At 67.6% G+C, this 24159-nt stretch carries 20 protein-coding genes and 5 tRNA genes; 14 read left to right on the top strand and 11 right to left on the bottom strand.

The features are described from left to right. Positions 1-224 precede the first annotated feature (224 nt). The 5 genes from mshD (at position 225) to pstB (ending at position 5277) form a co-directional block, all read left to right on the top strand. Positions 225-1115, top strand: coding sequence for a mycothiol synthase (gene mshD / locus LDL21_RS29690; RefSeq protein ID WP_225282674.1), 891 nt, complete (start codon positions 225-227; stop codon positions 1113-1115). A 285-nt stretch (positions 1116-1400) separates the two neighbouring features. After that, complete coding sequence (pstS, locus tag LDL21_RS29685; protein ID WP_181701345.1) at positions 1401-2513, top strand: phosphate ABC transporter substrate-binding protein PstS; 1113 nt, start codon at positions 1401-1403, stop codon at positions 2511-2513. Between the two features lie 92 nt (positions 2514-2605). Beyond that, positions 2606-3577 carry a phosphate ABC transporter permease subunit PstC gene (gene pstC / locus LDL21_RS29680; protein WP_067640877.1) on the top strand — a complete coding sequence of 324 codons (972 nt, stop codon included), beginning with the start codon at positions 2606-2608 and terminating at the stop codon, positions 3575-3577. Further along, positions 3577-4482 (top strand): phosphate ABC transporter permease PstA, encoded by a 906-nt coding sequence (pstA, locus tag LDL21_RS29675; protein WP_067640879.1) that lies wholly within the window; start codon positions 3577-3579, stop codon positions 4480-4482. Before pstC ends, pstA begins: the two co-directional genes overlap by 1 nt. Positions 4483-4500: 18 nt before the next feature. Further along, the gene (pstB, locus tag LDL21_RS29670) at positions 4501-5277 is read left to right on the top strand and encodes a phosphate ABC transporter ATP-binding protein PstB (protein ID WP_067492348.1); all 777 of its coding nucleotides are present in this window, start codon (positions 4501-4503) and stop codon (positions 5275-5277) included. 63 nt (positions 5278-5340) lie between these two features. Here pstB and phoU read toward each other — a convergent pair whose 3' ends face one another. The 3 genes from phoU to dusB form a co-directional block, all read right to left on the bottom strand. After that, on the bottom strand, positions 5341-6000 hold the full coding sequence (gene phoU / locus LDL21_RS29665; RefSeq protein ID WP_067640883.1) for a phosphate signaling complex protein PhoU: 660 nt from the start codon (positions 5998-6000) through the stop codon (positions 5341-5343). 104 nt (positions 6001-6104) lie between these two features. Continuing rightward, positions 6105-8210: an LCP family protein gene (locus tag LDL21_RS29660; RefSeq protein WP_225282673.1), complete on the bottom strand. Its 2106-nt coding sequence runs from the start codon at positions 8208-8210 to the stop codon at positions 6105-6107. Positions 8211-8380: 170 nt separating this feature from the next. Beyond that, on the bottom strand, positions 8381-9544 hold the full coding sequence (gene dusB, locus LDL21_RS29655; RefSeq protein WP_225282672.1) for a tRNA dihydrouridine synthase DusB: 1164 nt from the start codon (positions 9542-9544) through the stop codon (positions 8381-8383). Positions 9545-9730: 186 nt separating this feature from the next. Between dusB and LDL21_RS29650 the strand changes: the two genes are divergently transcribed. Next, a complete protein-coding gene (locus LDL21_RS29650; protein ID WP_225282671.1) occupies positions 9731-10297 on the top strand; it encodes a hypothetical protein in 567 nt (188 codons plus the stop codon). A 61-nt stretch (positions 10298-10358) separates the two neighbouring features. Here the strand turns inward: LDL21_RS29650 and LDL21_RS29645 are convergent, their stop codons facing one another. Then, a complete protein-coding gene (locus LDL21_RS29645) occupies positions 10359-11315 on the bottom strand; it encodes an acyl-ACP desaturase (RefSeq protein ID WP_067492353.1) in 957 nt (318 codons plus the stop codon). 349 nt (positions 11316-11664) lie between these two features. Next, positions 11665-11740 (bottom strand) — tRNA-Lys (locus LDL21_RS29640). A gap of 745 nt (positions 11741-12485) precedes the next feature. Here LDL21_RS29640 and LDL21_RS29635 point away from each other — a divergent pair. From LDL21_RS29635 to LDL21_RS29615, 5 genes are all read left to right on the top strand, one after another. Next, complete coding sequence (locus tag LDL21_RS29635) at positions 12486-13157, top strand: TetR family transcriptional regulator (protein WP_225282670.1); 672 nt, start codon at positions 12486-12488, stop codon at positions 13155-13157. Positions 13158-13248: 91 nt separating this feature from the next. Then, positions 13249-13321: transfer RNA gene (locus LDL21_RS29630), tRNA-Glu, on the top strand. Between the two features lie 31 nt (positions 13322-13352). After that, a tRNA-Asp gene (locus LDL21_RS29625) sits at positions 13353-13426 on the top strand. A 58-nt stretch (positions 13427-13484) separates the two neighbouring features. Beyond that, positions 13485-13561: transfer RNA gene (locus tag LDL21_RS29620), tRNA-Phe, on the top strand. Positions 13562-13607: 46 nt separating this feature from the next. Continuing rightward, positions 13608-13681 (top strand) — tRNA-Asp (locus LDL21_RS29615). 43 nt (positions 13682-13724) lie between these two features. On the opposite strand, the gene LDL21_RS29610 is transcribed toward LDL21_RS29615, so the two are convergent. From LDL21_RS29610 to LDL21_RS29600, 3 genes are read right to left on the bottom strand one after another with little or no spacing between them, the layout of a single operon-like run. Beyond that, complete coding sequence (locus LDL21_RS29610; protein WP_225282669.1) at positions 13725-14750, bottom strand: DUF8176 domain-containing protein; 1026 nt, start codon at positions 14748-14750, stop codon at positions 13725-13727. Between the two features lie 9 nt (positions 14751-14759). After that, entirely contained in the window at positions 14760-16049 is a 1290-nt protein-coding gene (locus LDL21_RS29605) for a hypothetical protein (RefSeq protein WP_225282668.1), read from the bottom strand. Further along, complete coding sequence (locus tag LDL21_RS29600) at positions 16049-16366, bottom strand: hypothetical protein (protein WP_225282667.1); 318 nt, start codon at positions 16364-16366, stop codon at positions 16049-16051. The genes LDL21_RS29605 and LDL21_RS29600 overlap by 1 nt, the downstream gene beginning before the upstream one ends. Before the next feature lie 158 nt (positions 16367-16524). Here LDL21_RS29600 and LDL21_RS29595 point away from each other — a divergent pair, with 158 nt between their 5' ends. Together LDL21_RS29595 and LDL21_RS29590 are read left to right on the top strand one after the other, a co-directional pair. Further along, positions 16525-17208, top strand: coding sequence for a GAP family protein (locus LDL21_RS29595; protein WP_225282666.1), 684 nt, complete (start codon positions 16525-16527; stop codon positions 17206-17208). Positions 17209-17292: 84 nt separating this feature from the next. After that, positions 17293-18054 (top strand): polyprenol monophosphomannose synthase, encoded by a 762-nt coding sequence (locus LDL21_RS29590; protein WP_210740475.1) that lies wholly within the window; start codon positions 17293-17295, stop codon positions 18052-18054. 57 nt (positions 18055-18111) lie between these two features. Here LDL21_RS29590 and LDL21_RS29585 read toward each other — a convergent pair whose 3' ends face one another. The 3 genes from LDL21_RS29585 to LDL21_RS29575 all read right to left on the bottom strand — a co-directional run bounded on the left by LDL21_RS29585 (position 18112) and on the right by LDL21_RS29575 (position 22431). Then, positions 18112-18552 carry a DUF6069 family protein gene (locus LDL21_RS29585; protein WP_181701108.1) on the bottom strand — a complete coding sequence of 147 codons (441 nt, stop codon included), beginning with the start codon at positions 18550-18552 and terminating at the stop codon, positions 18112-18114. 115 nt (positions 18553-18667) lie between these two features. Next, positions 18668-20008, bottom strand: a complete 1341-nt coding sequence (locus LDL21_RS29580) for a 1-acylglycerol-3-phosphate O-acyltransferase (RefSeq protein WP_225282665.1) — start codon at positions 20006-20008, stop codon at positions 18668-18670. After that, positions 20005-22431, bottom strand: a complete 2427-nt coding sequence (locus LDL21_RS29575; protein WP_225282664.1) for a glycerol-3-phosphate 1-O-acyltransferase — start codon at positions 22429-22431, stop codon at positions 20005-20007. Before LDL21_RS29575 ends, LDL21_RS29580 begins: the two co-directional genes overlap by 4 nt. A 222-nt stretch (positions 22432-22653) precedes the next feature. On the opposite strand from LDL21_RS29575, the gene LDL21_RS29570 reads away from it, so the two are divergent. Next, positions 22654-23910 (top strand): salicylate synthase, encoded by a 1257-nt coding sequence (locus LDL21_RS29570; protein WP_255675744.1) that lies wholly within the window; start codon positions 22654-22656, stop codon positions 23908-23910. The last annotated feature ends 249 nt before the right edge of the window (positions 23911-24159 follow it).

Below are 24159 nucleotides of genomic sequence, written 5' to 3'. Positions count from 1 at the left end.
CCCCCCCCCCCCCCCCCCCCCCCCCCCCCCCCCCCCCCCCCCCCCCCCCCCCCCCCCCCCCCCCCCCCCCCCCCCCCCCCCCCCCCCCCCCCCCCCCCCCGGCCCTCCAGGGGCCGCGCTCGAGCGCGCCAGCGCTCCAAAAACACAGCCAGTACCTCCCGCAATCACAAAACCCAAAGAGCCGGGCACCTCACCCGACGTACGCTCAAACACAGGGGGCAACCTTGAAGTGGACCGAGACCGTCGACTCCACCACCGCTGAGAACATCCGCGCCCTGCTCGACCGCGCGAAGTCCGCCGACGGCGTCGCCCCCGTCTCCGAGCAGGCGGTCCTCTCGCTCGCCGAAACCGCCCCCGGTACAAGACATCTGCTCGCCGAACGCAACGGCGAGATCGTCGGCTACGCGAATCTCGTTGCCGCACACGGTGATCACCCCGCAATGGCAGAAGTGGCCGTCGACCCCGAAGCTCGCGAACACGGCATCGGCACCGACCTCGTCCGCACAGCCCTCACCGAAGGCGGCAAGGGCGCCCGCGTCTGGGCGCACGGCGACCTGCCCGCCGCCAAGGCCCTCGCCGCAGCCCTGAAACTGACGACAGCACGCGAACTGTGGCAGATGCGCCGCAGCCTGGCAACTCCCGAGCTACCGTCACTCGAGGTCCCCGAAGGCCTCGTCCTGCGCACCTACGCCGGCCCCGCCGACGATGCCGAACTGTTGCGGGTCAACAACGCCGCCTTCGCCTGGCACCCCGAACAGGGCGGCTGGACCGAGCGCGACATCGCCGCCCGCCGCGCGGAATCCTGGTTCGATCCGGCCGGGCTCTTCCTGGCGTTCGACGCCGCCGATCCCGACCGTCTGCTCGGCTTCCACTGGACCAAGGCGCACCCCGACGCCGCCCCCGCGGGCGAGGTCTACGTCGTCGGCATCGACCCCGCCGCGCAGGGCCGTGGCCTGGGCCGACTGCTCACCCTGGCCGGGCTGCGCCACCTGCGCGACACCGGCCTGACCGAGGTGCTGCTCTACACCGAGGCCGACAACCACGCCGCCGTGCGGACCTACACCAAATTGGGCTTCGCGCCCGCCCATATCGACGTCGCCTACGCGCTGAGCTGACCGGCTGCGAGACACCTCACAGTTCCTCGGCAACCCTGAATATTGTGAGGATGACCGGGTACCGACGAGTAAAACTGGGGCAAACATCACACGCTCGGTCTAATCGCGCCGGGCTGTTCATTCTCCGTTAACCCACCTCGGGCCAACTGTCAACCGGGCGAACCTACGTTACTTCTGGGCGGCACAGTCGTCGCCTGGTGCTCGCGTTCACCCGCGATCCGCACCACCCAACTCGCCCGGGCCGGTGAGGGACCGAGCGAGTTCGTCAGCAATGTCGGAGGAAAAGTGAACTTCAAGCGCACCAGCGCCCTGGTCGGCGTCTTCGCCGCGGGTGCCATGTCTCTGGCCGCCTGTGGCAGCGACGACAACACCGGTGGCGACACCAGCAACAACGCCAACACCAGTGTCGAGTGCGGCGGCAAGAAGGCGCTCAAGGCGTCCGGTGCCTCCTCGCAGAAGAACGCGATGGAGCGCTTCGTCGCCGCCTACGAGACCAACTGCGACGGCTACACCCTGAACTACACCTCCAGTGGCTCCGGCGCGGGTGTCAACGAGTTCATCGGCGGCCAGACCGACTTCGGTGGCTCCGACTCCCCGCTGAGCTCCAAGAAGGACGAGCCGGCCAAGGCCCAGGAACGCTGCGCCAGCCCGGCGTGGAACCTGCCGACCGTCTTCGGCCCGATCGCCATCACCTACAACGTCGACGGCGTCACCGACCTCGTGCTCGACGGCCCGACCGCCGCCAAGGTGTTCAACGGCGCCATCGCCACCTGGGATGCCCCCGAGATCAAGGCGCTCAACCCGAACGCCAAGCTGCCCTCGGAGAAGATCGCCGTGATCTTCCGCTCCGACGAGTCGGGCACCACCGACAACTTCCAGCTCTACCTCGACGCCGCGTCCGACGGTGCCTGGGGCAAGGGCGGCGGCAAGTCGTTCAACGGCGGTGTCGGTGAGGGTGCCAAGGGCAACGAGGGCACCTCGGCCGCCATCAAGAACACCAAGAACTCGATCACCTACAACGAGTGGTCCTTCGCCAAGGCGCAGAGCCTGTCGATCGCCCAGATCATCACCTCGGCGAGCAAGGACCCGGTGGCCCTGTCGGCCGAGTCGGCGGGCAAGTCCATCGACGGCGTGAAGATCAAGGGCGAGGGCAACGACCTGGTGCTCGACACCAGCTCGTTCTACAAGCCCACCGCCGCGGGCGCGTACCCGATCATGATGGCCACCTACGAGATCGTGTGCTCGAAGTACGCCGACGCCGAGACCAGCAAGGCCGTCAAGGCGTTCCTGACCTCGGTCGTCACCAACGGCCAGAACGGTCTGTCCGATGCCGGCTACGTGCCGCTGCCGGACGCCTTCAAGACCAAGCTGACCACCGCGATCAACGCCATCTCCTGATCGCTACCTAGGCCATGACCATGCACCCTGAGGTGACCGCACCGGGCTCGTCGGATTCGACGGGCCCGCGGGCGGCCGGAGATACTTCGCATATGCCGACCGAACCGAAATTCGACAAGGCCCCGGAGAAGGGTCGTTCCGGGCGCCTGAACGCCGAGACGATCTTTCGGTGGCTGGCCACCGCGGCGGGCGCGACCATTGTCGCGGCCATCGCGTTGATCGCGTTGTTCCTGCTGATCCGCGCGGTCCCCTCGCTCATGGCCGACAACGCCAACTTCTTCACCAGCACGGAATTCTCCACCGGTGACGCGAACAACCTGCGCTTCGGCATCCGTGACCTGTTCATGGTCACGGTGCTGAGCTCGGTGTTCGCGCTCATCGTCGCGGTGCCGATCGGCGTCGGCATCGCGCTGTTCCTCACCCAGTACGCGCCGTCGCGGTTGGGCAAGCCGTTCACCATGCTGATCGACCTGCTCGCCGCGGTGCCGTCCATCGTGTTCGGTCTGTGGGGCTTCCTCGTGCTCGCCCCGCAGATCGCGCCGGTGCAGGAGTTCCTCAACTCCAACCTCGGCTGGTTCTTCCTGTTCTCCGACGGCAACGTCTCGATCGCCGGCGGCGGCACCATCTTCACCGCCGGTGTCGTGCTCGCCGTGATGATCCTGCCGATCATCACCTCGGTGGCCCGCGAGGTGTTCGCCCTCACCCCGCGCGCCCACATCGAGGCCGCCCAGGCGCTGGGCGCCACGAAGTGGGAAGTCGTGCGGATGACCGTGCTGCCCTACGGCCGCAGCGGTGTGATCGCCGGTTCCATGCTCGGCCTCGGCCGCGCGCTCGGTGAGACCATCGCCGTGCTCGTCGTGCTCCGCACCGCGAGCAACGCGGGCACCTGGTCGCTGTTCGACGGTGGTTACACCTTCGCCTCCAAGATCGCCTCGGCCGCCTCGGAATTCAGTTCCCCGCTGCCGACCGGCGCCTACATCGCCGCCGGCTTCGTCCTCTTCGCGCTGACCTTCGTCGTCAACGCACTGGCCCGCCTGGCCTCCGGTGGAAAGGTGAACGGCTGATGACCACCACATCGACCCTCGACAAGCCGGTCAAGGCGCCGACGTTCCGCCATGTCAGCAACGGCAGGCGGATCAAGAACAACATCGCCACCGGTCTGGTCACCCTCTGCTTCGTGATCGCGCTGATCCCGCTGGTGTGGGTGCTCGGCCTGGTCCTGGTGAAGGGCATCGGCTCGATCGTCACCGCCGACTGGTGGTTCAACTCGCAGAAGGGCATCCTGCCGGACCAGTCCGGCGGCGGTGTGTACCACGCGATCTACGGCACGATCGTGCAGGCGCTGATCGCGACCGTCATCGCGGTGCCGCTCGGCGTGATGGCCGCTGTGTACCTGGTGGAATACGGTCGCGGCAAGCTGGCCAAGGTCACCACCTTCATGGTCGACATCCTCGCCGGTGTGCCCTCGATCGTCGCGGCGCTGTTCATCTTCGCGCTGTGGATCGCCACGCTCGGTATGCCGCAGAGTTCCTTCGCGGTGTCGCTGGCCCTGGTGCTGCTGATGCTTCCGGTGGTGGTGCGCAACACCGAGGAGATGCTGAAGCTGGTGCCCGACGAGCTGCGCGAGGCTTCCTACGCGCTCGGCGTGCCCAAGTGGAAGACCATCCTGCGCATCGTCATCCCCACCGCCGCGCCGGGCATGATCTCGGGCATCCTGCTCGCCCTCGCCCGCGTGATGGGTGAGACCGCGCCGGTGCTGGTGCTGGTCGGTTACTCGAAGTCGATCAACCAGAACATCTTCGACGGCAACATGGCCTCGCTGCCGCTGCTGATCTACCAGGAGCTGGCCAACCCGGAGCCGGCCGGTCGCGCGCGTGTCTGGGGTGCGGCGCTCACGCTGATCCTGCTCATCGCGCTGCTGTACCTGGCTGCCGCCGCGGTCAACAAGCTGCTCACCCGGAACCGATAGAAGCGAACGGAAACTCCCATGGCCAAGCGGATCGACGTCAAAGATCTCAACATCTACTACGGCAGCTTCCACGCCGTGTCGAACGTGGACCTGACCGTGCTGCCGCGCAGCGTCACCGCCTTCATCGGTCCCTCCGGTTGTGGCAAGTCCACCGTGCTGCGCTCGCTCAACCGCATGCACGAGGTGACACCGAACGCCCGCGTCGAAGGTGCCGTGCTGCTCGACGGCGAGGACATCTACGGCTCGGCGATCGACCCGGTGGGTGTGCGCCGCACCATCGGCATGGTGTTCCAGCGCCCGAACCCGTTCCCCACCATGTCGATTCGCGACAACGTGGTGGCCGGGCTGAAGCTGCAGGGTGTGCGCAACAAGAAGGAACTCGACGAGGTCGCCGAGCGCTCGCTGCGCGGTGCGAACCTGTGGAACGAGGTCAAGGACCGTCTCGACAAGCCCGGTGGCGGCCTCTCGGGTGGTCAGCAGCAGCGTCTGTGCATCGCCCGCGCGATCGCGGTCTCGCCCGACGTGCTGCTGATGGACGAGCCCTGCTCGGCCCTCGACCCCATCTCCACCCTGGCGATCGAGGACCTGATCACCGAACTCAAGAAGGAGTTCACGATCGTCATCGTCACGCACAACATGCAGCAGGCCGCCCGCGTGAGCGACCAGACCGGTTTCTTCAACCTCGAGGCACAGGGCAAGCCCGGACGCCTGATCGAGATCGACGACACCGAGAAGATCTTCTCCAACCCCACCCAGCGCGCCACCGAGGACTACATCTCGGGCCGTTTCGGATAAGGGATCCGACGAGAAAGCCCCCGCACTCCTTCGGGAGGGCGGGGGCTTTCTCGTTGTACTACTTCAGCTTTCGATTTCGCCGTCCGGGAGCACACCGGTGACCAGGAAGATCACGCGGCGGCCGATCTCGACGGCGTGGTCGGCGAAGCGCTCGTAGTAACGGCCGAGGAGGGTGACGTCGACGGCGGCGGCGACGCCGTACTTCCACTCCCGGTCCATCAGGAGGGTGAACAGGTGGCGGTGGAGGTCGTCCATCGCCTCGTCGTCCTGGTTGAGCTGGGCGGCGCGCTCGGGATCACGGGTCTCGAGCACCTCCTTGGCACCGGCGCCCATGTTCACCGCGATGCGGCCCATCTCCGCGAAGTAGCCGTTCACCGATTCGGGCAGGGCGTGGTTGGGGTGGCGGCGGCGGGTCACCTTGGCGACGTGCAGGGCCAGGGCGCCCATCCGGTTCACGTCGTTCACGATCTGGATGGCACTGACCACCTGACGCAGGTCGCCCGCGACGGGGGCCTGCAGCGCGAGGAGCGCGAACGCCTTCTCCTCGGCCTCGGCGATCATCACCGAGATCCGATCCTGCTCACCGATGACCTGCTCGGCGAGCGCGAGGTCGGCCTGCAGCAGAGACTGGGTGGCTTGCTCCATGGCCTGGCCGGCTAGACCGGCCATTTCGCCGAGCAGATTGGCGAGCTCGGCCATTTGCTCGTTGTAGATGACACGCATAATGGCTGACCCTAGTGGGTACCGGTACCCCTGTCACCCAACACCGGGTGAATGCCGTGTGGCACAGTCGTGCCAGCTCAGCGCGCGTCGTGAATCGGGCAGGCTCAGTCGCAGCTGGTGTCGGCGGCGTTCATGTGCTCGAGATCCGACGGCAGCCGCACCGGCGCGGCCGAGACCGGCTCGCCGAGCGACACCGCGGGCAGCTCGGCGCCGACCGTCGTCGGGGTACGCACCTGGCCCGTGTAGTCCGAGCCGACGACCACCTCGATGATGCCGCTGAGGTCGTCGTCGCGTTGCAGGACCGCGCCGGGGATGGAACTGGCCACGGTCGCGGCGGCCGCCTCGTTGCCCTCGGCGTAGCGCACCTCGGTGGTGTCGGTGTACTCGGTGGCATTGGCGACGTTGTAGATGCCGAAACCGAAGTTCGACAGCTTGTTGGCCGCTTGCCGGGCCATGCCGGCGGTCTGGGTGCCGTTGGTCACCAGCAGCGACACCGACGCCGGGCTCACCGCGTACATCTTGGGCGCCTGGGTGGGGGCCGCGGGTGTGCTGGGGTTGGTGATCGGCGGCGCGGTCTGCTCGCCGGGCAGCGGCTGGTCGTCGATGATCGCGCGGAAGATCGCCTTGATGTCGGCTTCGCGCGGAATCTCGTTGCCGTAGGACGTGGTTCCCGCGGTCGGGGCGGTGATGAAGGTGACCGCGCCCGCGTTGACCTTCTGCAGCGACCGGCCGAGCAGGATCAGGTCCTTGGTCTCGACGCCGTCGACGAAGGTGTGCTGACGGAACGCCTCGACGAAACCCTGCAGCTTGGCCGGGTCGAGCAGCACCTGACCCGACAGCGCACCGCGCAGCAGGGCCGCGAGGAAGGTCTGCTGCCGGTGGATGCGGTCGTAGTCGCTGCGCTCTTCGCCGACCACGTGCCGGGCCCGCACATAGTTGAGGGCCGTCTCGCCGTTCACGCGCTGCTTGCCCGAGCTCTCGAGCACGGTGCCGAGCACGCCGTCGATGATCGGCTTGGTCGAGCACACCTCCACGCCACCGATCTGGTCGACCATCGCCTCGAACCCGGCGAAGTCGATGCCGATGAAGTGGCCGATGCTCAGGCCCGACATCTTGCGCACCACGTCGGTCAGGCAGCGCGGCCCACCGAGCGCGTAGACGGCGTTGAGCTTGTCGCCCATGAACGGGGGAAATTTCTGGTCGGTGTACGCGCCCTTGTCGTTGTCCCAGCCCGCGCACTGCGGCCGGGTGACATCGAGGTCGCGCGGGAAGGAGACGACCACCACGCGGGAGCGGTCCTTGGGGATGTGCACCAGCATCGCGGTGTCGGCGCGCGCGCCTTCGGCGTCGACGGTGGAGCCCGCGCCCATGTCGGCGTTCAGGCCTGCGCGGGTGTCGGTGCCGACGATGAGGTAGTTCTCGTCACCGAGCTGCATGTCGCCGTCGAGCACGTCCTCGGTGGCGCCGTCGAGGGCCGACACCTGGGTGAAGCCGTTGTTCGTCGCCCGCAGATAACTCCAGCCACCACCGGTGACCACCAGCGCCAGCACGGCGAAGAAGGTGACCGCCACCCGTCCCGCGAGGCGTGCCTGCTTCGCGCGGCGCCGTTCGGGTGGCCGGGTGGCGGCGGTCTTGGTTTCGACCCGCTTGGGCTCGACGCGCTTCGGCGGGGCCGCCGGGGTCTCGGTGACGGCAGGCAGGATATCGGTGACCTGCTCGTCGACGCGACGAGCGGGCGGTGCCGTGCGGACGGTCTTACCCTTCGCGGGGGCGGTTTTGCCCTGGGCGGGGACGGTCTTGCGCTGCGTGGGAAAAGTCTTGCCCTGCGCGGGAATCGCGGTCGTCGCGGTGCGGTCGGCGGGGGAGTCGACGCGGTGCGGCGCAGCGGGGGCGTCGGCGGGTGAACTGTCGGTGCGTGCCGCGATATCGGGGCGGGGGGTGGGACGGGGTGCCTGGTCGCGGGCGCGGCGGCCCGCGCGGGATGTACCCGATGGATCGGCGGGGGCGCGGCGGCTGCGTTTGGTTCGTTCGCTGTCGACCCGGTCGACGAGGTCCTGGACGGTGAGCGGGGCCGCGTCGGGATCGGCGTCGGCGTGCCGGGATCGGCGGGAACCGGTGTCCTTCTGTGCGGGCGGTTCGGCAGCCGGATAGCGCTCCCACGGGGCGCGACCTCCGGGCCGGGGCGTACGCCCGCGCCGATCGTCACCCACCAGCGAACCTCACTTCTCTATCTGCCGCATACGCGTCATCGTTCGGCTGCTCGGTCGAACCGGAGCCGAACGATGTCCGCAATGATAACGATTCCGCCACGAGTAGCCACTCCAGTGCACAACAGATTCGCACGGAATCCGGTTGCGACGCGCTGACCAGCGCCGAAGCTTTACCCTCCGCTGTGCATCACATCGGCGGCGGTGGGCACGGTGTCGTCCTCGGGGTCGTCGAGCCACCCGTCGGGCAGCACGACCTTGGTCTGCGGCGAGCCCTGGCGACCGCGCGGGCCGAGGGCGTCGGTGGGGAAGGGCACATCCGGATCGAGCTGTGCGACGAGGTCCTCGATCTGGCTCAGCGCCGACACGGTGGCGAAGCTGCGGCGCAGCTGCGAGCCGACCGGGAAGCCCATCAGGTACCAGGCCATGTGCTTGCGGATATCGCGCATCGCCTTGTCCTCGCCGTCGTGTTCGGCGAGCAGGGTGGCGTGGCGGATCAGGATCTCGCCGACGCGGCCGAGGGTCGGGCCCTCGGGAATCGGTTCGCCGCGCAGCGCGGCACTGAGCTCGGCGAACAGCCACGGCCTGCCGAGGCAACCACGCCCGACGACCACACCGTCACACCCGGTCTCGTTCATCATGCGCAACGCGTCGTCGGCGGTGAAGATGTCGCCGTTGCCGAGCACGGGGATGGTGGTGACGGCTTCCTTGAGCCGGGCGATGGCCGACCAGTCGGCCGTGCCGGAGTACAGCTGCGATGCGGTGCGCGCGTGCAGGGCGACGGCGGCGGCACCCTCGGCCTCGGCGATGCGGCCGGTGTCGAGGTAGGTGTGGTGCTCGTCGTCGATGCCGATGCGGAATTTGAATGTCACCGGCACGCCTGCCGGTTCGGCGGCCTTCACCATCTCCTTGACGATATTGGCGAACAGCCTGCGCTTGTAGGGCAGCGCGGAACCGCCACCGAGCCGGGTGACTTTGCGAACCGGGCAGCCGAGGTTCAGGTCGATGTGGTCGGCCCAGCCCTCACCGACGACGATGCGAACGGCCTCGCCGAGCGTCTTCGGGTCGACTCCGTAGAGCTGCATCGAGCGCGGATGCTCGTCGGCGTCGAACGACATCATGTGCAGCGTCTTCTCGTTGCGTTCGACCACCGCGCGGGCGGTGATCATCTCGCAGACGTAGATGGCGGTCTTGCTGCCGAATTCGCGGCACAGCTTGCGGAAGGCCAGGTTGGTGATGCCCGCCATGGGTGCGAGCACGACGGGCGGATCGACCGGGTATGGCCCGATCCGCAGCGTGGTCGGTGCCTGGGGCATCGTGATAGTCACGTCTGCCATTCTCGCATCCACGCCGATGTGATCGATCTCGCGTACCGACGTCTTCGGCCGGGTCACGGGCCACTCCACAAAGCTCCGAGGGCATTTATGTGGTACTCGACGTTCGGGATATGTCCCTCGCCTCAGTAGCCTGTGCTTTGCCGCGTCCGGCGGCGTGCTGTCCCCACATCATCGGAGAAGACCCCCATGGCCGAAGACGCCACGACCACCACCCCCGCCGCGCCCGGTAAGGCGACCGTGGCGATCAGTGTCTCGTCGCTGGTCGGCGGTGCCGCCATCGCCGTGCTCGCCGTCGCCGCCGTCGTGCTCGGCCTGCTGTACGGCTCGGCGCGCTCGGATGTCTCGGACCTGCGTGCCGAGGCCGCCGACGACGCGAAGGCCGAACAGATCGCCCTCGACTACTCCGTCGGCTCGGCGACGCTGAACTACCAGGACGTCGACGCCTGGGTGGCCAAGCTCAAGGCGGGCACATCCACCGAGCTCGCGGGCAAGTTCGACGTCACCGGCGACAAGCTCGAAGACATCGTCGTCCCGCTGCGCTGGGCCTCCACCGCCACCCCGATCACCGCGAAGGTGCTCGAGCGCGAGGGCCAGGTGTACAAGGTCGCCGCGTTCGTCGACGTGAGCACCACCAACGCGCAGAACCCCGACGGCCTGCGCAACACCGTCACCTACAACATCACCGTCGATGCCGGGCAGGACTGGAAGATCACCGATGTCGGCAGCGCCGACGGTGCCCTGCCGATGAAGTAACCGGCTGTACGAAAAAGCGCCGCCCACCGGGATCCCGGTGGGCGGCGCTTTTTCGTGAGCTCTAGACGCTGGCCATCTCGCGCTTCTTGGCTTCGCGAGCGAGCATGCGGTCGCGCTGCTCCTCGAACTTGACGACGTCCTGGCTCAGCTTCTCCAGGAAGTCGCCCAGGCGCTCACGGGTGGCCTCGCCGCGGGCGGTGAAGTCGGTGCGCTCGAAGATGTTCCACTTCTTGAGCACCGGCTGCACGACCTCTTCGAGGTGCTGGCGCAGGTCGTAGATGCCGTGCTTGGCCATCAGCACGCCGTTGCGCCGGAAGTTGGGCATCCCGGCGCCGGGCATCTGGAAGTTCTCCACGATCAGCGAGATCGCCTCGATCGCCTGGTCGGGCGACAGGTCGAGCGCCGCGCCGCAGAGGTTGCGGTAGAAGATCATGTGCAGGTTCTCGTCGGCGGCGACGCGCTGCAGCATGCGGTCCGCGATCGGGTCGTCGCACACCTTGCCGGTGTTGCGGTGACTCACGCGGGTGGCCAGTTCCTGGAAGGTCACGTAGGCGACCGAGTGCAGGAAGCCGGCGTCCACCTCGGTGGGGGAGGCGAACCCGTTGGTCATGTGGATCATGCGGGCGTTCTCGAGGGCCACCGGATCGACGCCACGGGTGACCACCAGATAGTCACGCATCACGATGCCGTGGCGGTTCTCCTCGGCGGTCCAGCGACCGACCCAGGTGCCCCAGGCGCCGTCCTGGGAGAAGTTCTCGGCGATCTCACGGTGATAGGACGGCAGGTTGTCCTCGGTGAGCAGGTTGGTGATCATGGCGGCCTTGGCCACCTCGCTGAGCTTGGACTGCTCAGGATCCCAGTCGATGCCGCCCATGGCGGCGAAGTTGCGGCCCTCGTCCCACGGGACGTAGTCGTGCGGATGCCATTCCTTGGCCAGCGACAGGTGCCGGTTGACGTTTTCCTCGGCAACCGGCTCCAACTCCGTGAGCAGTTCGAGTTGAGTCAGATCCCTTGCCATGTAAAAACCCTTCGCTGTCGTGCTTGCGGTCGAACGTCGCGATGCGGCCATACCTTACGGCACCGTAGGTGTGATGCGAAACGCAACTGAGCGTAAAGCCGATGAAGTTGAACAACGCCACAACATCGGCAGCTGCCGGTAGGACGTAATGACGAGTCTAGGTCTTCGGTCCGCAGCGTAGGGACTATCGCTGTAGTGGCGGCGGCGTTAGCGCCTACCGGGTGAACTCTCGGTGTCGCGGCGGCGGGAAGTGCTGTCGGCGAGGTCGTTCGCCTGTTCAGGGGCCATGACGACCGGCTCTTCCGGCGCGGTCGGCAAGTGCCACGTGACAGTGGTCACAGTGAAGTGATGGTGCCCCCTGTAGGACTCGAACCTACGACCTAGTGATTAAAAGTCACCAGCTCTACCAACTGAGCTAAAGGGGCGCGCAGCGGAGTCTAACCGACACCGCGCCGCGACGCCGAATAGTGTCCCCGATCAGCCCGGTTCCCGGCGCATCGGGACCGGTCGGCACCGGTAACGGCGGCGCGCCTCGGCACGATGCCCGGCTGACGGGCTGGTGCGCATCGCCGTTCCCACTTCCCGTCGAGACGTGTCATCGAATAGTGTTGTGGGTCAACAGGTTTCGAGCAGCAGGAGAGTGTGGGGTGATACCGGTGTCCGCGAGTGCGCCGCAGGGGGGCGCTGGACAGGCCAACAATGCTGTGCGAGTGCGGTTTTCGCATTCGGCGCCGCGGCTCACGGTTGCGCCCGGTTTGCCTGTCCGGAAAAACGGACCGGGTGTCCCATTCGTATGTTGCCGTTCGGGGAATGCGGGTACGGTGATTACCTGGTGAATTTCGAAACAATCACCGGGGCCGCACTTTCCGGCGCCCGGTGGTGGGTGCGGTGTCGCGGAATTCATCGGGAGTTCGATGTGCCGGGGTGAACGCGAAGGCGCGCGAACTCCTCGCAAAGGGGCAGTCGCTACCGCAGGAGGAGGCGGTTCTCACAGGTATTGAGCCCGAGTGTGCACCCCCTGTGGCGCACCCGGGCCGGCGAACTATACCAGCCGGAGGGGTACCGGCATTCGGCGAGTTTACATACCAAAAGTATGAAAAATAACCACAATTCGCGCCGCAGGTCTGTCATTGATCGGCGGCGACGAGAAGGTTCGGAGGCGTTTCGAGCATGGCACGGCAGCAAGAGCGGGCGCGCCGCACACGCGCCGCGATAATCAAGTCCGCGGCCGTCGAGTTCGGGAAGAGCGGGTATGCCGCGGCATCGCTCAACCGCATTCTGGAAGGTTCGCGCGCGACAAAGGGTGCGATGTACTTCCATTTCGACTCCAAGGAAGACCTCGCACGCGCGGTGCTCGACACCGCGGTCGAGCGGTACCGGCTGTGCGCGGAGCGCTGGCTGGCCCGCACCGACCTCGGCCCGCTCGACGTGCTGCACGGCATGGTCGACGAGATCGCGTTGCGGCTCGAGCACGACACCATCGTGCAGGCCGAGTACCGCCTGGTGATCGAACCCGACTTCCATCGCGACGCGGGCAACGGCGGTGGCCGCATTCTCGGCCGGGCCACCCGGGTGCTCGCGGTGCGCGCCATCGACGACGGTCAGCTGCGCGCCGACGCCGACCCCGACCGGTTCACCAGAACCCTCGCCGCGGCGCTCGCGGGTCAGCGGTATCTCGTCGACCCGATCAGCACCGGTTCGGCCGCCGATCTGCGTGCCCGCTTCGCCGAGGTGCTCGAGGTGATCGTCGAGGCCATGGCGACGCCGCTGTGGATACAGCACTTCCGCGCCGACGGCTGGCGTGCCCAAGCCCGCCTGGACGACCTCGGTTTGGGCGCCTGACCAGGCGATTTGGAAGAGCGCACCGAGGTGTCATAAGCTATGCGAGCTCCCAACGGAAACGTTGAAGCCGCCCCGGAGAGATTCGGAACGAGCCCCCTTCGTCTAGCGGCCTAGGACGCCGCCCTTTCAAGGCGGTAGCGCGGGTTCGAATCCCGTAGGGGGTACAGTCTTCGGACTGTAGAGTAGGAAAAGCAAGGCCCTGTGGCGCAGTTGGTTAGCGCGCCGCCCTGTCACGGCGGAGGTCGCGGGTTCGAGTCCCGTCAGGGTCGCAAGTAAGCGCCGGAGCAATCCGGCGCTTCGCGTATGGCATTCCGTACGGGTGCCTGCGGCCAGGTAGCTCAGTTGGTACGAGCGTCCGCCTGAAAAGCGGAAGGTCGCCGGTTCGATCCCGGCCCTGGCCACCACAATCCCCTCGCCAGCACCTGGTGGAGGGGATTTTTGTAAGAGCAAGGCCCTGTGGCGCAGTTGGTTAGCGCGCCGCCCTGTCACGGCGGAGGTCGCGGGTTCGAGTCCCGTCAGGGTCGCACGAGAAATCCCCCGTACCGGTCGGTGCGGGGGATTTTCGCGTCAACGGCGGTGATCGATGCTGGTGATGCGGTAGCGGCCGGTCGAGATTTCGGTGGTCTTGATGGTCTGGTGCACCTTCTCGATGGCGGTGTCGCCGGGCCACTGCTGATGGATCGTGACGTGCCAGATGGATGTATCGGTGGAATCGCCACGGGTGATGTGGGTGCAGTACTTGATGTCCGGCGGCAGGGTGGCGATGCCCGCGGCCAGGGCGGCCTCGTCGCCGACGTGGGCGTTGTCGGTGACGAAGGACCTGGCCTTGGCGGCGTCGCGGTCGACGTAATAGCTGTACTCGAAACCGAGGATGGCGCCCTGCGGTGAGCTCGCGTCGCCGCGTTCGGCGCTCACCGTGATGGAGGTGGTGCGGAACTCCTCGCAGCCGGGGAGCGCGTGCGCGGGCAACGGTGGTGTGGTGCTCGAGGTGGGAGCTGTGATGTTCGACAGCCCGGCTTGCTTTGTGCCCGAGGCGGATTGGTCGCCTGGGCCGAGGAAGATGGTGGCGGCCACGCCGAGCAGCACGACGAACAGCAGTGCGCCGACCACGCCCTTGATCGCGGCAGCGGCCTTCGTGCGGCCCTCGCCGTCGTCGTAGCGTTCGTCGTTGTAGTTCTTGCGTGGCCTGCGCGCGATGGTGCCGCCGCCGCCGAAGTCCTTGAGCTTGGGCAGCACCGGCATCTCCACGTGGTCACCGCTCTGCTCGGTGGCGGTCGTCGTCGCCCAGTCGTTCCAATCCACATCGTCGTGGCGGACCGGTTCGACAGGGATGTCGGCGTCGGTCCAGTCGTTCCAGTCGCCGGTGAACCCGTCGTCGTCCTCGTCGGGGTGGCGGTAGACGGGTTCGGGCGGCAGCGGCGGCGCCGGGGCGTCGGTGAACGGTTCCGGTTCCGGCGGCGGCCACATCTCCGGGTTGGTCCCGATGGTCTGCGGCTCGGCCTCGCGCCGCCGCCTGCGCCGTCGTTTACCCTGCGGACGACGGCGCCCGGTGGCGTCCGGCGACGAGAAGTAGGCACCGAACGGGTTGTCCATGCCCGCGGCCTAGGCGTTCGCCGGGACAACTCCGGGTTGCCCGTGTTTGGGGGCGTTCGACGGTCGTTCGCTCTCCTGATCCTGTTGCGGGCGCGCGGCGGGTGGAATCACCCCGCCCTGCATCGGCGGCTGTGCGGGTGCCTGTTGGAACGGGGCCTGCTGTGGTGCTTCGGGTTTGGGCGTCGGATTGGTCGGCGCGGGTGCGGGGGCCTCCGGCTTCGGCGCCACACCACCGGAGTTCGCGCCACCGGAGTTCGCGCCACCGGAGTTCGCGCCGCCGGAACCGCCCGGGTTCGTGCCACCGGAGTTGCCGCCGAGACCGCCGAACAATGTATTCGAATTGCCGCTGTTACCAGCGCCATTGGTGCCGGGCGCGGTCGTCGCGGGTGCGGTGTTGGCTGGTGTATCCGCCGTACCGTCCACCCCCGCCGCCAGGGTGTCGATGCCGGTCGTCGCCAGCTCTGCGCCCTTGTCGATGCCGTGCATGGCGACTTCGGCGATCTTGTCGATGAGGTGCGTGCCGAAACTGACACCGGCATCGATGGCCGCCGTACCGAGGCTCACACCGCCGTCGATCAGCGCCTCCTGCAACGCGATCTGCGCCGCGACCGCCGGGTCGGTCGTCTTCTCGTCGTTCCAGGTGGAGGTGTCGGTGCCGCCGGTGCCGAGCACGTACACCCCCGGCGCGACCTCGGTCGCCCCTGGCGGCACCGTCACCCCGTTGGTCCCGCCGAGATCGCTGGTGAGCCCCTGGGTGTCGCGGGTGTGCTGGTCCATCTCGGTGCTGGCCGCACCGACCACGCCCACGGCCTCCTGAATCGCCTCCTCGGCGAGCTCGACGATGGCGTCGAGATTGTTGCTGTTCACGGCGGGTGCGGCGGATTTGGCCTTGCGCCGGAACTCCGCGATGATCGCGTCCACCTTGGCGGCCGCGTTCGCCTGCGTCGTATGCGCCTGGCCGAGCAGGGTACTGAGCCGCTCACCCCGATCGGCCGCGGCCGACACCTCGGTGGCGGTCCGGCGCAGCGCCGGAGTCGCGGGCGCTGCGGTGTCGGTGGACTCGAGCGCGTAGAGGCCGAGCCGGTGCGGGTCCTCGGTGGCCGTTGTCGCGGCCGAGGCGGAGGTCAGCGCGGTGACCACGGCGGGATCGGGATCGGCGGAGGTGTTGGTGCCCAGCGCCTTCCGTAATTCCAGCAGCGGCACCTCGAGCAGCGCGATCACCGGTTCGATCTTGGCCTCGGCCTCTTCTGGGGTGATGGTGCTGAGAGTGTTCTCGGTGACGAGCGATTTCGTGCGCATCAGGCCACCTCGTTCTCGACCGCGCGCAGACCGGCGGCCACATCCGTGTCGACGCCGGTGACGTCGTCGCCGAACCGGGCCAGGATGTCCTGGTAGGCGGTGACGAGATTCCCGGCCGTGCGCAGGGTCGAGGCGTGCGCGCCCGCCGCCTGGGTCCATGCGGCGGCGAATTCGCGTCCGAGCACGCCCAATCCGGAAAGATCGACGCCCGCCGCGGTGGTCGTCTGGGTGGCCGCGGTGCCAAGTAGTTCGGAAACCCGAGCTGCCGCACGCTGATAAGCGTCGAGCGCTGACGGGTCGAATGACATTTCTGCCACGATGTCTGCCCCTTCACGATCGCGGATCCCGGCGCTGCCGGCACTGAAAAGCGTAACCACCTGGGGCCGTTCGTGGGGGCGTCCGAAACTCTTGGCCACCCGGTTCTCGAGAATCCCCTGGTCGGCGCCGAGCTGACCGACCGGTAGGGTCGGCCGCGATGGCTGTCCTCCTGCTCACGCTGCTCGGGTTCGCCCTGCTGGACGCGCTCGACGTGTTGCTGGTGGCGATCACCACCGCCGTGGTCGCCGACAGCAGGCTGGCCAGGCGTTCGCCGCTGGTCGGTGTGCTGAGTTTCCTCGGCGGTGTCTTCGCGGTATCGGTGCTGTTCGGCGTCGCGACGGTGCTCGGTATCGACTTCCTCGTCCGCCTGCTCGACTTCGACCTCACCCCCACCCTGCGCTACTGGGGTGAGCTGGTGATCGGGCTCGTCCTGATCGCGGTGGCGGCGATTCCGGTCGACGCGGGTGCGGCACCGGGCGGCCGGTGGGTCGAGCCGGTGCGCAAGTACCCGTGGCTGATGGGGGTGATCGGTTTCACCCTCGGTCTGGCGAAGGTGCCGACTTCGGTGCCGTATCTGGCGGCGCTCGCCCTGATTTCCGCGCAGCGTCCACTGCCCGCGAGCTGGCCGGTGCTGGTGGCCGCCTACTGCCTCGTGGCGCTGGTGCTGCCGCTGGTCGTGCTCGCGCTGGCGCTGCGCAGAACCCCTGGGGCACGGCGGATGTACCGGATGCTCGTGCGTGGCGTGACCCGGTACGGACCGCCGGTGGTCCGTGTCCTTTTCGTCGTGTTCGGTGTCGTGCTCGTCGTCGACGCGCTGGTCCACGCCGGGCAGCTGTGGTGAGGGCCCCGGGCGGCCGCTCAGGAACACGTCAGGTCTATCGAGTACGGTCATAACGAATCGATGACGTGCCTCGGCGCCCGCACCCTGGGCCGCCGGGCGTTACCAGGTGAGCAGGGAGGGCGACCCTTGAGGGTTACCGTTGTTGTGCCGACCTACAACGAGCGGGAAAATCTGCCGGTGGCGGTGGAGCGGCTGACGGCGCTGCCGGTGCCCGATCTGCATGTGCTGGTGGTGGACGACAACTCACCCGACGGCACGGGCGAGGTGGCCGACAAACTGGCCGCCGAGCTGCCGAACGTGGTGAGCGTGCTGCACCGCACCGAGAAGGACGGCCTCGGCCGCGCCTACATCGCGGGCATCACCCAGGCCCTGGCGGACGGCGCCGACGTGGTGATCCAGATGGACGCCGACCTCTCGCACCCGGCCGAGGTGATCCCGGCCATGCTCGAGAAGCTGACCTCCGAGGACGTCGGCGTGGTGCTCGGCTCCCGCTACGTTCCCGGCGGCTCCACCGCCGAGGAGTGGAAGTGGTACCGCAAGGCCCTCTCGGCCTGGGCCAACTTCTACGTGAACCTGATTCTGCGCCTGGGCGTGAAGGACGCGACCGCCGGTTTCAAGGCGTGGAAGGCCGATACCCTGCGCGCCATCGACGTGGCCTCCATCCGCAGCAACGGCTACTCGTTCCAGGTGGAGATGAACTACCGCGCGATCAAGCGTGGCTACACCATCGCCGAGGTGCCGATCCGTTTCGAGGAGCGCACGGTCGGCGCGTCGAAGATGAGCCTGAAGGTGCAGCTGGAATCGGCGCTCATGCCGTGGAAGCTCCTGTTCGGCCGTTCTGTCTAGACCACACGCGAAAAGGCCCGGCCGGGAACGTTCCCGGCCGGGCCTTTTCGCTGTGTGTCACTGCTCGGCGATGTGGCGGCGCACGCCTTCCAGCGCGATCACCATGACCGGCACCAGCACCACGTGCATCAGTGACAGGGCGATGGTGGAGGCGGTGTCGAAGCCGGCGGTCAATGTCATGCCGATGGTCGCGATCGACAGCACCGAGCCGACGACGGCGGCGACTCGCAGCACCCCGGTCCACTTGTAGGAGATCAGCACCGCGGCGGTCAGTCCGATCAGCAGCGGAACCACCGACATCAGGATCACCCCGCCAGGAGCGACGTCGGAGACCTTGCCGTCGGTGGTCGTGGTGAACGAACCGCCCGCTGCCTCGCCGATTCCCCAGATGATCAGGTTCACCACCAGGGCGGCGGCCACGGCGCCCAGCACGGCGACGGGGCGGTTCAGGGCGGGCAGGGTGCGGGTGGTGGTTGCGTTGGCGACTGCGGTGGTCATGATGTTCTCCCTCATTCGGTGGTGACACAATCTTCAAACCTGAAGAATGGTTTAGGTCAAGGGCAGGCGGCGCCATCCGCCTGAGACCCTGGTCACATTCCGAGAGGGTGAACTGTCAGGCGCTCGGCCAGTTCAGCAGGGTGCGCTCGTAGAGCCTGCGGACTTCTTCGATCTCCTCGTCCATCGCGGCCGGGTTCCACGTCGACACATCGATCGGCGGCAGAATCGCCACGTCGACGACACCGCTTCGGGCGATGGGTGAGTCGCGCCAGGCGATGTCGCCCGCGTTGCGGATGACGATCGGGATCACCGGAACGCCCGCCTGCTTGGCGATGTGGAAGGCGCCCTTCTTGAACGGGCCGAGCCCGCGGGTGTACGAGCGCGTGCCTTCCGGGGCGACGGCGATCGACAGGCCTTCGCGCAGCGTCGAAACGACCGGTGCCAGCGCCGCTTTCGCGCGTTCGGTATCGGAACGGTCGATGAAGGTGACCCCGACGAACCGCATGAGCGGCCCGAAGAGGGGGTGTGACCGCAGTTCCTTCTTGCCGATGCCGGTGACTCCACCGTCGAGCACCTTGGGGACGATGATGACGTCGAACTGGCTCTGATGGTTGAACAGGAACACGGCGGGCCGTGGGGCACGGGCGTTCTCGGCACCGACCACGCGCAGCTCGACGCCGAGGGTGCGCAGGGTGGCAGTGGTCCCGTCGTGCATGAGTGCGTCGGCCATGGCCTGGCGGTCGCGGGTGTAGGACTTGCGGACCACGCCGGTCAGGGCGCCGGCGACGAGGGCGACGAAGGCCAGGACGGTGCGGGCGTAGTCGATCGGGCTCGGCGCTGTGCGCGGCTGGAAGGTATTCGGGTCGACCGACCCGATGCCCGCCGATTCGAGCAGGGCGGGAGTATCGGCGTAGACATAGCCGATCTCGCAGTTCCGCGCTGCCGCGAATTCGCCTACCGCTTCGGCTTTCTCGGTGCCCCACAGTGGCGGTCCTTCGAGCTGACCGGTGAGAATTCCGTTGTCGGTGGCGAACTTTGTACACAGCACTTTGTCGATGTCGAGCAGTTCGGCGAAGGGGCCCAACTGGTACACGGGCAGCTCGCTGACCAAAACAACTGTGTGCCCAGCAGATCGGTGTTCGCGAAGCAGCTGCCAGGCTTCGGGGAAGATCCGGCCGTACATCTCCTTGCGGAAGACCCCGCGACCCAGTTTCTCCAGTTCCGCTTCCGGCGCACCGGCCCACGCACGTTCGGCTTCATGGAGAAATCGCCGATGGTCCCGCCGGAAGCCGGTCAGCATCGCATTCCGCCGAGCATCACCACGCCGGAGAGCTCTGCCCGGCAGTCTCTTTCGGGGCAATGCGTCGATCACGGCTCGTGTGTCGAAGACGGCGAGCACCCGCTCGCCCTGTGGACCGGTTCGAATCGCGGCGACCGCGTCGTCGATGCCGCTCACAGCGAGTTCCGATTCGACGGGTCGAGCGAGGCGGCCCGGGCGATCCGCTCGCCGAGATCACGTAACTGCTGAGCGAATTCGTTGCGGCGCGCGATCAGGTCGTCCTCGCCACCGGGCTCGGCGGGGGCGATCAGGTTGTGGTTGTCCGCCAATTTCCATGCGCTGGTGAACAACTCCGTCGACACCGATTCGGGACTGTGCAGCCGCTGCTGCAACAGCATCTGCTTGCCGACGGCGACGCATTCGTCGATGAATTCCTTGCGGTCGATGACGGCGTCGGCCGGGCGGTCGACGAGCCGTTCGGCCACCACCAGTTGCGCGTCGAAGAACGAGCGAAGCACGCGGTGCGCCATGACGAAGCCCGACTCGGTGAGCGCGCTGAGGAACTGCTGATCGAGGCGGTCGTCGGGGGTGTTCTCGTCCCACTCGGGGACGATCACGCGCACCTCTTCGATGATCTGGTCGGCGAACTCCTCGCGTTCGGGGAAGAAGAATTCGAATTTGAGCAGATCACGCAGCGCGAACGCGGCCCGCCACGCCGCGCGGAGCGGGTCGTCGCCCGGCTGTTCGACGGCGGTGAGCGCGGCCAGCTCGAGAATGGCCCGGTTCACGAACCAGTGCACCGCGCTGTTGCGGTAGAACGCCGCCTCGAGATGGGCACCGGGTTCGATGGAGTACACCGGTTCCAGCCCGCCGCGATACACGGTGACCACCCCGGCCAGCGCGAGCTGTTCGAGGACGACCTGCAGGCCCTGCTCGTCGCGCAGCTTGGACAACTCACCCGCGGGCAGGCCGCGCCGATCGATATAGCCGAGGACCGGGTCGAGCACGGTGCGCACCTGGCCCAGCGTCAGCGCGCGTTCGTGCACGCCGAGCAGTGCCAAAGTGACCAGGGCGTTGACGGTGATCGGGGTGACTGTGTTGATCCGCACCGCCACGTCGAAGGCCAAGCGCTGCACGGCTTTGCGTTCGGTCTCGCTCAGCGCCGATTCGTCGGGCACCTTGGTGGCACCGGTAGCGGTGTCGTGCAGCGGAATGGTCTCGGGGCGCTCGCCGAGTGGGTCGCCATGGGTGCCCAGCCGTTCGCGCGCCGAAATCGCCTCGCCGAAGCGGACATACACCCGGCCGGCCGAATGCTGCTGACTACGAACATATCTGGCGAGCCACGCGATTCCCTCCGGCTTCTTCTTGCCGCCTGCCTGCTCGCTGGCGATGGCGCCGAGCTCGTTGAGCCGCTCGTAGGTGATCGACACCGGCACCAGCATCACGTCCTCGACACGGCCCGAACGCACCGCCGCCGCAAGGTAATTCAGCAAGCCGTACCTGGGTGGGCGCAGTTTGCCGGTCCTGGTCCGGCCGCCCTCGAAGTACCACTCCATATTGAACCGCTTGGACAGCAGATAGGCGAAGTATTCCTCGACCACCGCCTTGTACACCTCGTCGTCGCCGAAGCTGCGCCGGATGAACACGGTGCCGGTGCGCCGGGCGATCGGGCCCATCGGCCAGAAGTTCAGGTTCGCCCCGCCGATCACGTGGTTGGGTGGGAAGTCGTTGCGGGCCAGCACGTCGCCGAGGACGAAGGCGTCCACATACGAGCGGTGCGAGGGCAGGAAGACCAGCGGGTACTTGCGGTTGAGCGAGCGCAGGGCGTCCAGGCCGCCGAGGTCGGTGTCGACCTTCCAGGTCGAGGCGTGCACCGGGCGCATGGCCTGGGTGAACAGATCCGACACCAGCCTGCTCTGCGCGGCGACCAGCTCGCGCAGCGCCTTCTCCGCGCTGCGGTGGACGTGGGCGGGATCGGAGCCGAACTCGTCGGCGATGTAGTCGAGCTTGCGCTGGAATTCCGGTGAGTCGAGGATTTCCTCGGCCACCAGCTGCGGCACCTTGTAGCGGTCGCCGATGACGGTGCGTTCCGCGCGTTCGAGCGCGACGACCGCCGCGCGCAGCACCGAGCGGGCGAAGGCATCGGGCGAGCCCGACCGCAGCAGCGCGGCGGCCTCCGGATAGTTGGTGCGCAGCTCGCTCAGCCGCGCCGGCGCGCCTACCAGCACCTGGTGGCGGTCGGGGTGGGTGCGCAGCAGGCGGCGCTGCACCAGGCGGTTCGGCTTGCGCGGATTGGTGAGCATGGCCAGGTCGGCGAAGGTCACCCGGCGCACGCCGTCGCGCTCGGGCGGCAGCCACAGCACCCGGACCGGCACGACCAGCGGGTCGTCGCGGCGGTTCACCAGGCGTTTGATCAGCGCTTTGGCATCGAGATCCACCTGCGTGACGGGTGCGTCGGAGTCGATCTCACCCGCCAGCCCGCCCGCGGCGATCCAGGCGCCGATCACTTCGCGCTCCACGCCGGAGGCCGCGTCGACCAGGGCGACTACCGAGTCCGCCTGCGGAGTCGTGCGCGTGGGCCGCCCATCGTTGTCGATCATCTCTCCATTGAAGCCGCAGATTCGCCGTAGCGCACCGAACTTCGCCGACAGCGCCTTCGCGGGTGACGAGGAGTGGGCAAGGTTACCCCGCACACGGGTAGCAAAACCTGGAGGTAATGCTAACCTAACCACGCTAAATTAGGTCAGCTTTACCTTGGAGGATCGGTGTCGTCGACGGAACAGCCCACACGGGTGGAATATGTGACCGATCCGGCGGCAGCGATGTCGTGGTTGGCCTCGGCCGATCGGTTCGGCGAGTACGTGATGTACGAACAGCCCGGTGTCTGGGTGTTTGCCGCCGACCCACTCGGCAGCGTCGAACTCGACGCCAACGAACTGCGCACCACCTGGGGTGAGCAGACCACCGCCCGCGCGTGGACCGGCCGACCGGCCGCCGCCGTCGACGCAGCCCTGGCGAGCCTGCCCCTGGACGGCCGCAACGCCTACGGCTGGATCGGTTTCGAATTCTGCGCCTATTCGCTCGGCGCCACCCACTATCTCAACCCGCTGACCTCGCTGGCCAACCTGATGATCCCCCGCATCGAGGTACGCATCGACGCCGACGGTGTGCGGATCAGCGGCGCCACCCCCGCCGAAATGTGCGACATCCACGACCTGATCGCGGCTTCCCAGGGAGCCGAGCTGCCTTCGGCACATCCGGTCGACGTGCGGCCCGACATCACCGGATACCAGGATCGGGTGGCCACCGCCGTCGAGGAAATCCGTTCCGGCAGCTACCAAAAGGTCATCCTGTCGCGCAAGGTCGCACTGCCCTTCGCTGTCGACGTACCTGCCACCTACCGCCTCGGCCGAGCCAACAACACCCCCGCCCGCTCCTTCCTGCTGCGCCTAGGCGGTCTCGAAGCGGCCGGATTCAGCCCCGAGCTGGTGGCCTCGGTCGACGACGACCGGGTGGTCACGACCGAACCCCTCGCCGGTACCCGAGCCTTCGGGCTCGGCGCCGAAGCGGACAGCGCGGCCCGTGTCGACCTGCTGGCCGACCCGAAAGAAATTGTCGAACACGCCATTTCGGTTCAGACGTCGTTCGCCGAGATCACTGAGGTCGCGGTACCCGGTACCACGGCGGTCTCGGACTTCATGGCCGTGCGCGAACGCGGCAGCGTGCAGCACCTCGCGTCGACCGTCCGCGGCGAACTCGCTCCCGAACGCACCGCCTGGGACGCGCTGGAAGTGCTGTTCCCGTCCGTCACCGCCTCCGGCATCCCGAAACAAGCAGGCGTCGACTCCGTCTTCCGCAACGACCACGACGAGCGCGGGCTGTATTCCGGTGCGGTGGTGTGTGTTTCGCCAACCGGCGCACTCGAGGCGACACTGGTTCTGCGAGCGATCTACCAAACCGGCGAAGGGGCGTGGTTACGTGCCGGGGCCGGGATCGTCGGCCAGTCCCGCCCGGAACGAGAGTTCGAGGAAACCTGCGAGAAGTTTGGAAGCGTCGCGCCGTACGTCGTGAAGGCGTGAGCTAGGAGTCGTGCCGCGTGGGCCGCGAGTGCGGCAGGCGGCAGACCTGAGTGATGCACGCCCGCAATTGCATCCCAGCCAGTCCGCCATGACCGCACTCCCAGCCCCGCACGACCCGACCCCGAGGAGGGTCCGCCGCGAAGCGGCGCAGCGGCCCGGCCGCGCGAACAGCGCTCGAAGCGCATGCGCGAAGCGCGAGTCTCGAGCGCTGTTCGCGCGGCCCCTCAGGGGCCGCGCTCGAGCGCGCCA

It is taken from the genome of Nocardia rosealba (assembly GCF_020216065.1).
Classification (GTDB): domain Bacteria; phylum Actinomycetota; class Actinomycetes; order Mycobacteriales; family Mycobacteriaceae; genus Nocardia; species Nocardia rosealba.
The sequence above is the reverse complement of the archived record's forward strand: the minus strand, read 5'-3'. Positions and strand labels throughout refer to the sequence as shown.

Bases quoted from the DNA above. Each gene is read 5' to 3' on its own strand.
- LDL21_RS29645 (WP_067492353.1), bottom strand. From the start codon at position 11,315: ATGGCAAGGGATCTGACTCAACTCGAACTGCTCACGGAGTTGGAGCCG.
- LDL21_RS29570 (WP_255675744.1), top strand. From the start codon at position 22,654: ATGTCGTGGTTGGCCTCGGCCGATCGGTTCGGCGAGTACGTGATGTAC.
- dusB (WP_225282672.1), bottom strand. From the start codon at position 9,544: ATGGCAGACGTGACTATCACGATGCCCCAGGCACCGACCACGCTGCGG.
- LDL21_RS29605 (WP_225282668.1), bottom strand. From the start codon at position 16,049: ATGCGCACGAAATCGCTCGTCACCGAGAACACTCTCAGCACCATCACC.
- pstC (WP_067640877.1), top strand. From the start codon at position 2,606: ATGCCGACCGAACCGAAATTCGACAAGGCCCCGGAGAAGGGTCGTTCC.
- LDL21_RS29650 (WP_225282671.1), top strand. From the start codon at position 9,731: ATGGCCGAAGACGCCACGACCACCACCCCCGCCGCGCCCGGTAAGGCG.
- phoU (WP_067640883.1), bottom strand. From the start codon at position 6,000: ATGCGTGTCATCTACAACGAGCAAATGGCCGAGCTCGCCAATCTGCTC.
- LDL21_RS29595 (WP_225282666.1), top strand. From the start codon at position 16,525: ATGGCTGTCCTCCTGCTCACGCTGCTCGGGTTCGCCCTGCTGGACGCG.
- pstA (WP_067640879.1), top strand. From the start codon at position 3,577: ATGACCACCACATCGACCCTCGACAAGCCGGTCAAGGCGCCGACGTTC.
- LDL21_RS29585 (WP_181701108.1), bottom strand. From the start codon at position 18,552: ATGACCACCGCAGTCGCCAACGCAACCACCACCCGCACCCTGCCCGCC.
- LDL21_RS29610 (WP_225282669.1), bottom strand. From the start codon at position 14,750: ATGGACAACCCGTTCGGTGCCTACTTCTCGTCGCCGGACGCCACCGGG.
- LDL21_RS29635 (WP_225282670.1), top strand. From the start codon at position 12,486: ATGGCACGGCAGCAAGAGCGGGCGCGCCGCACACGCGCCGCGATAATC.
- LDL21_RS29575 (WP_225282664.1), bottom strand. From the start codon at position 22,431: ATGATCGACAACGATGGGCGGCCCACGCGCACGACTCCGCAGGCGGAC.
- pstB (WP_067492348.1), top strand. From the start codon at position 4,501: ATGGCCAAGCGGATCGACGTCAAAGATCTCAACATCTACTACGGCAGC.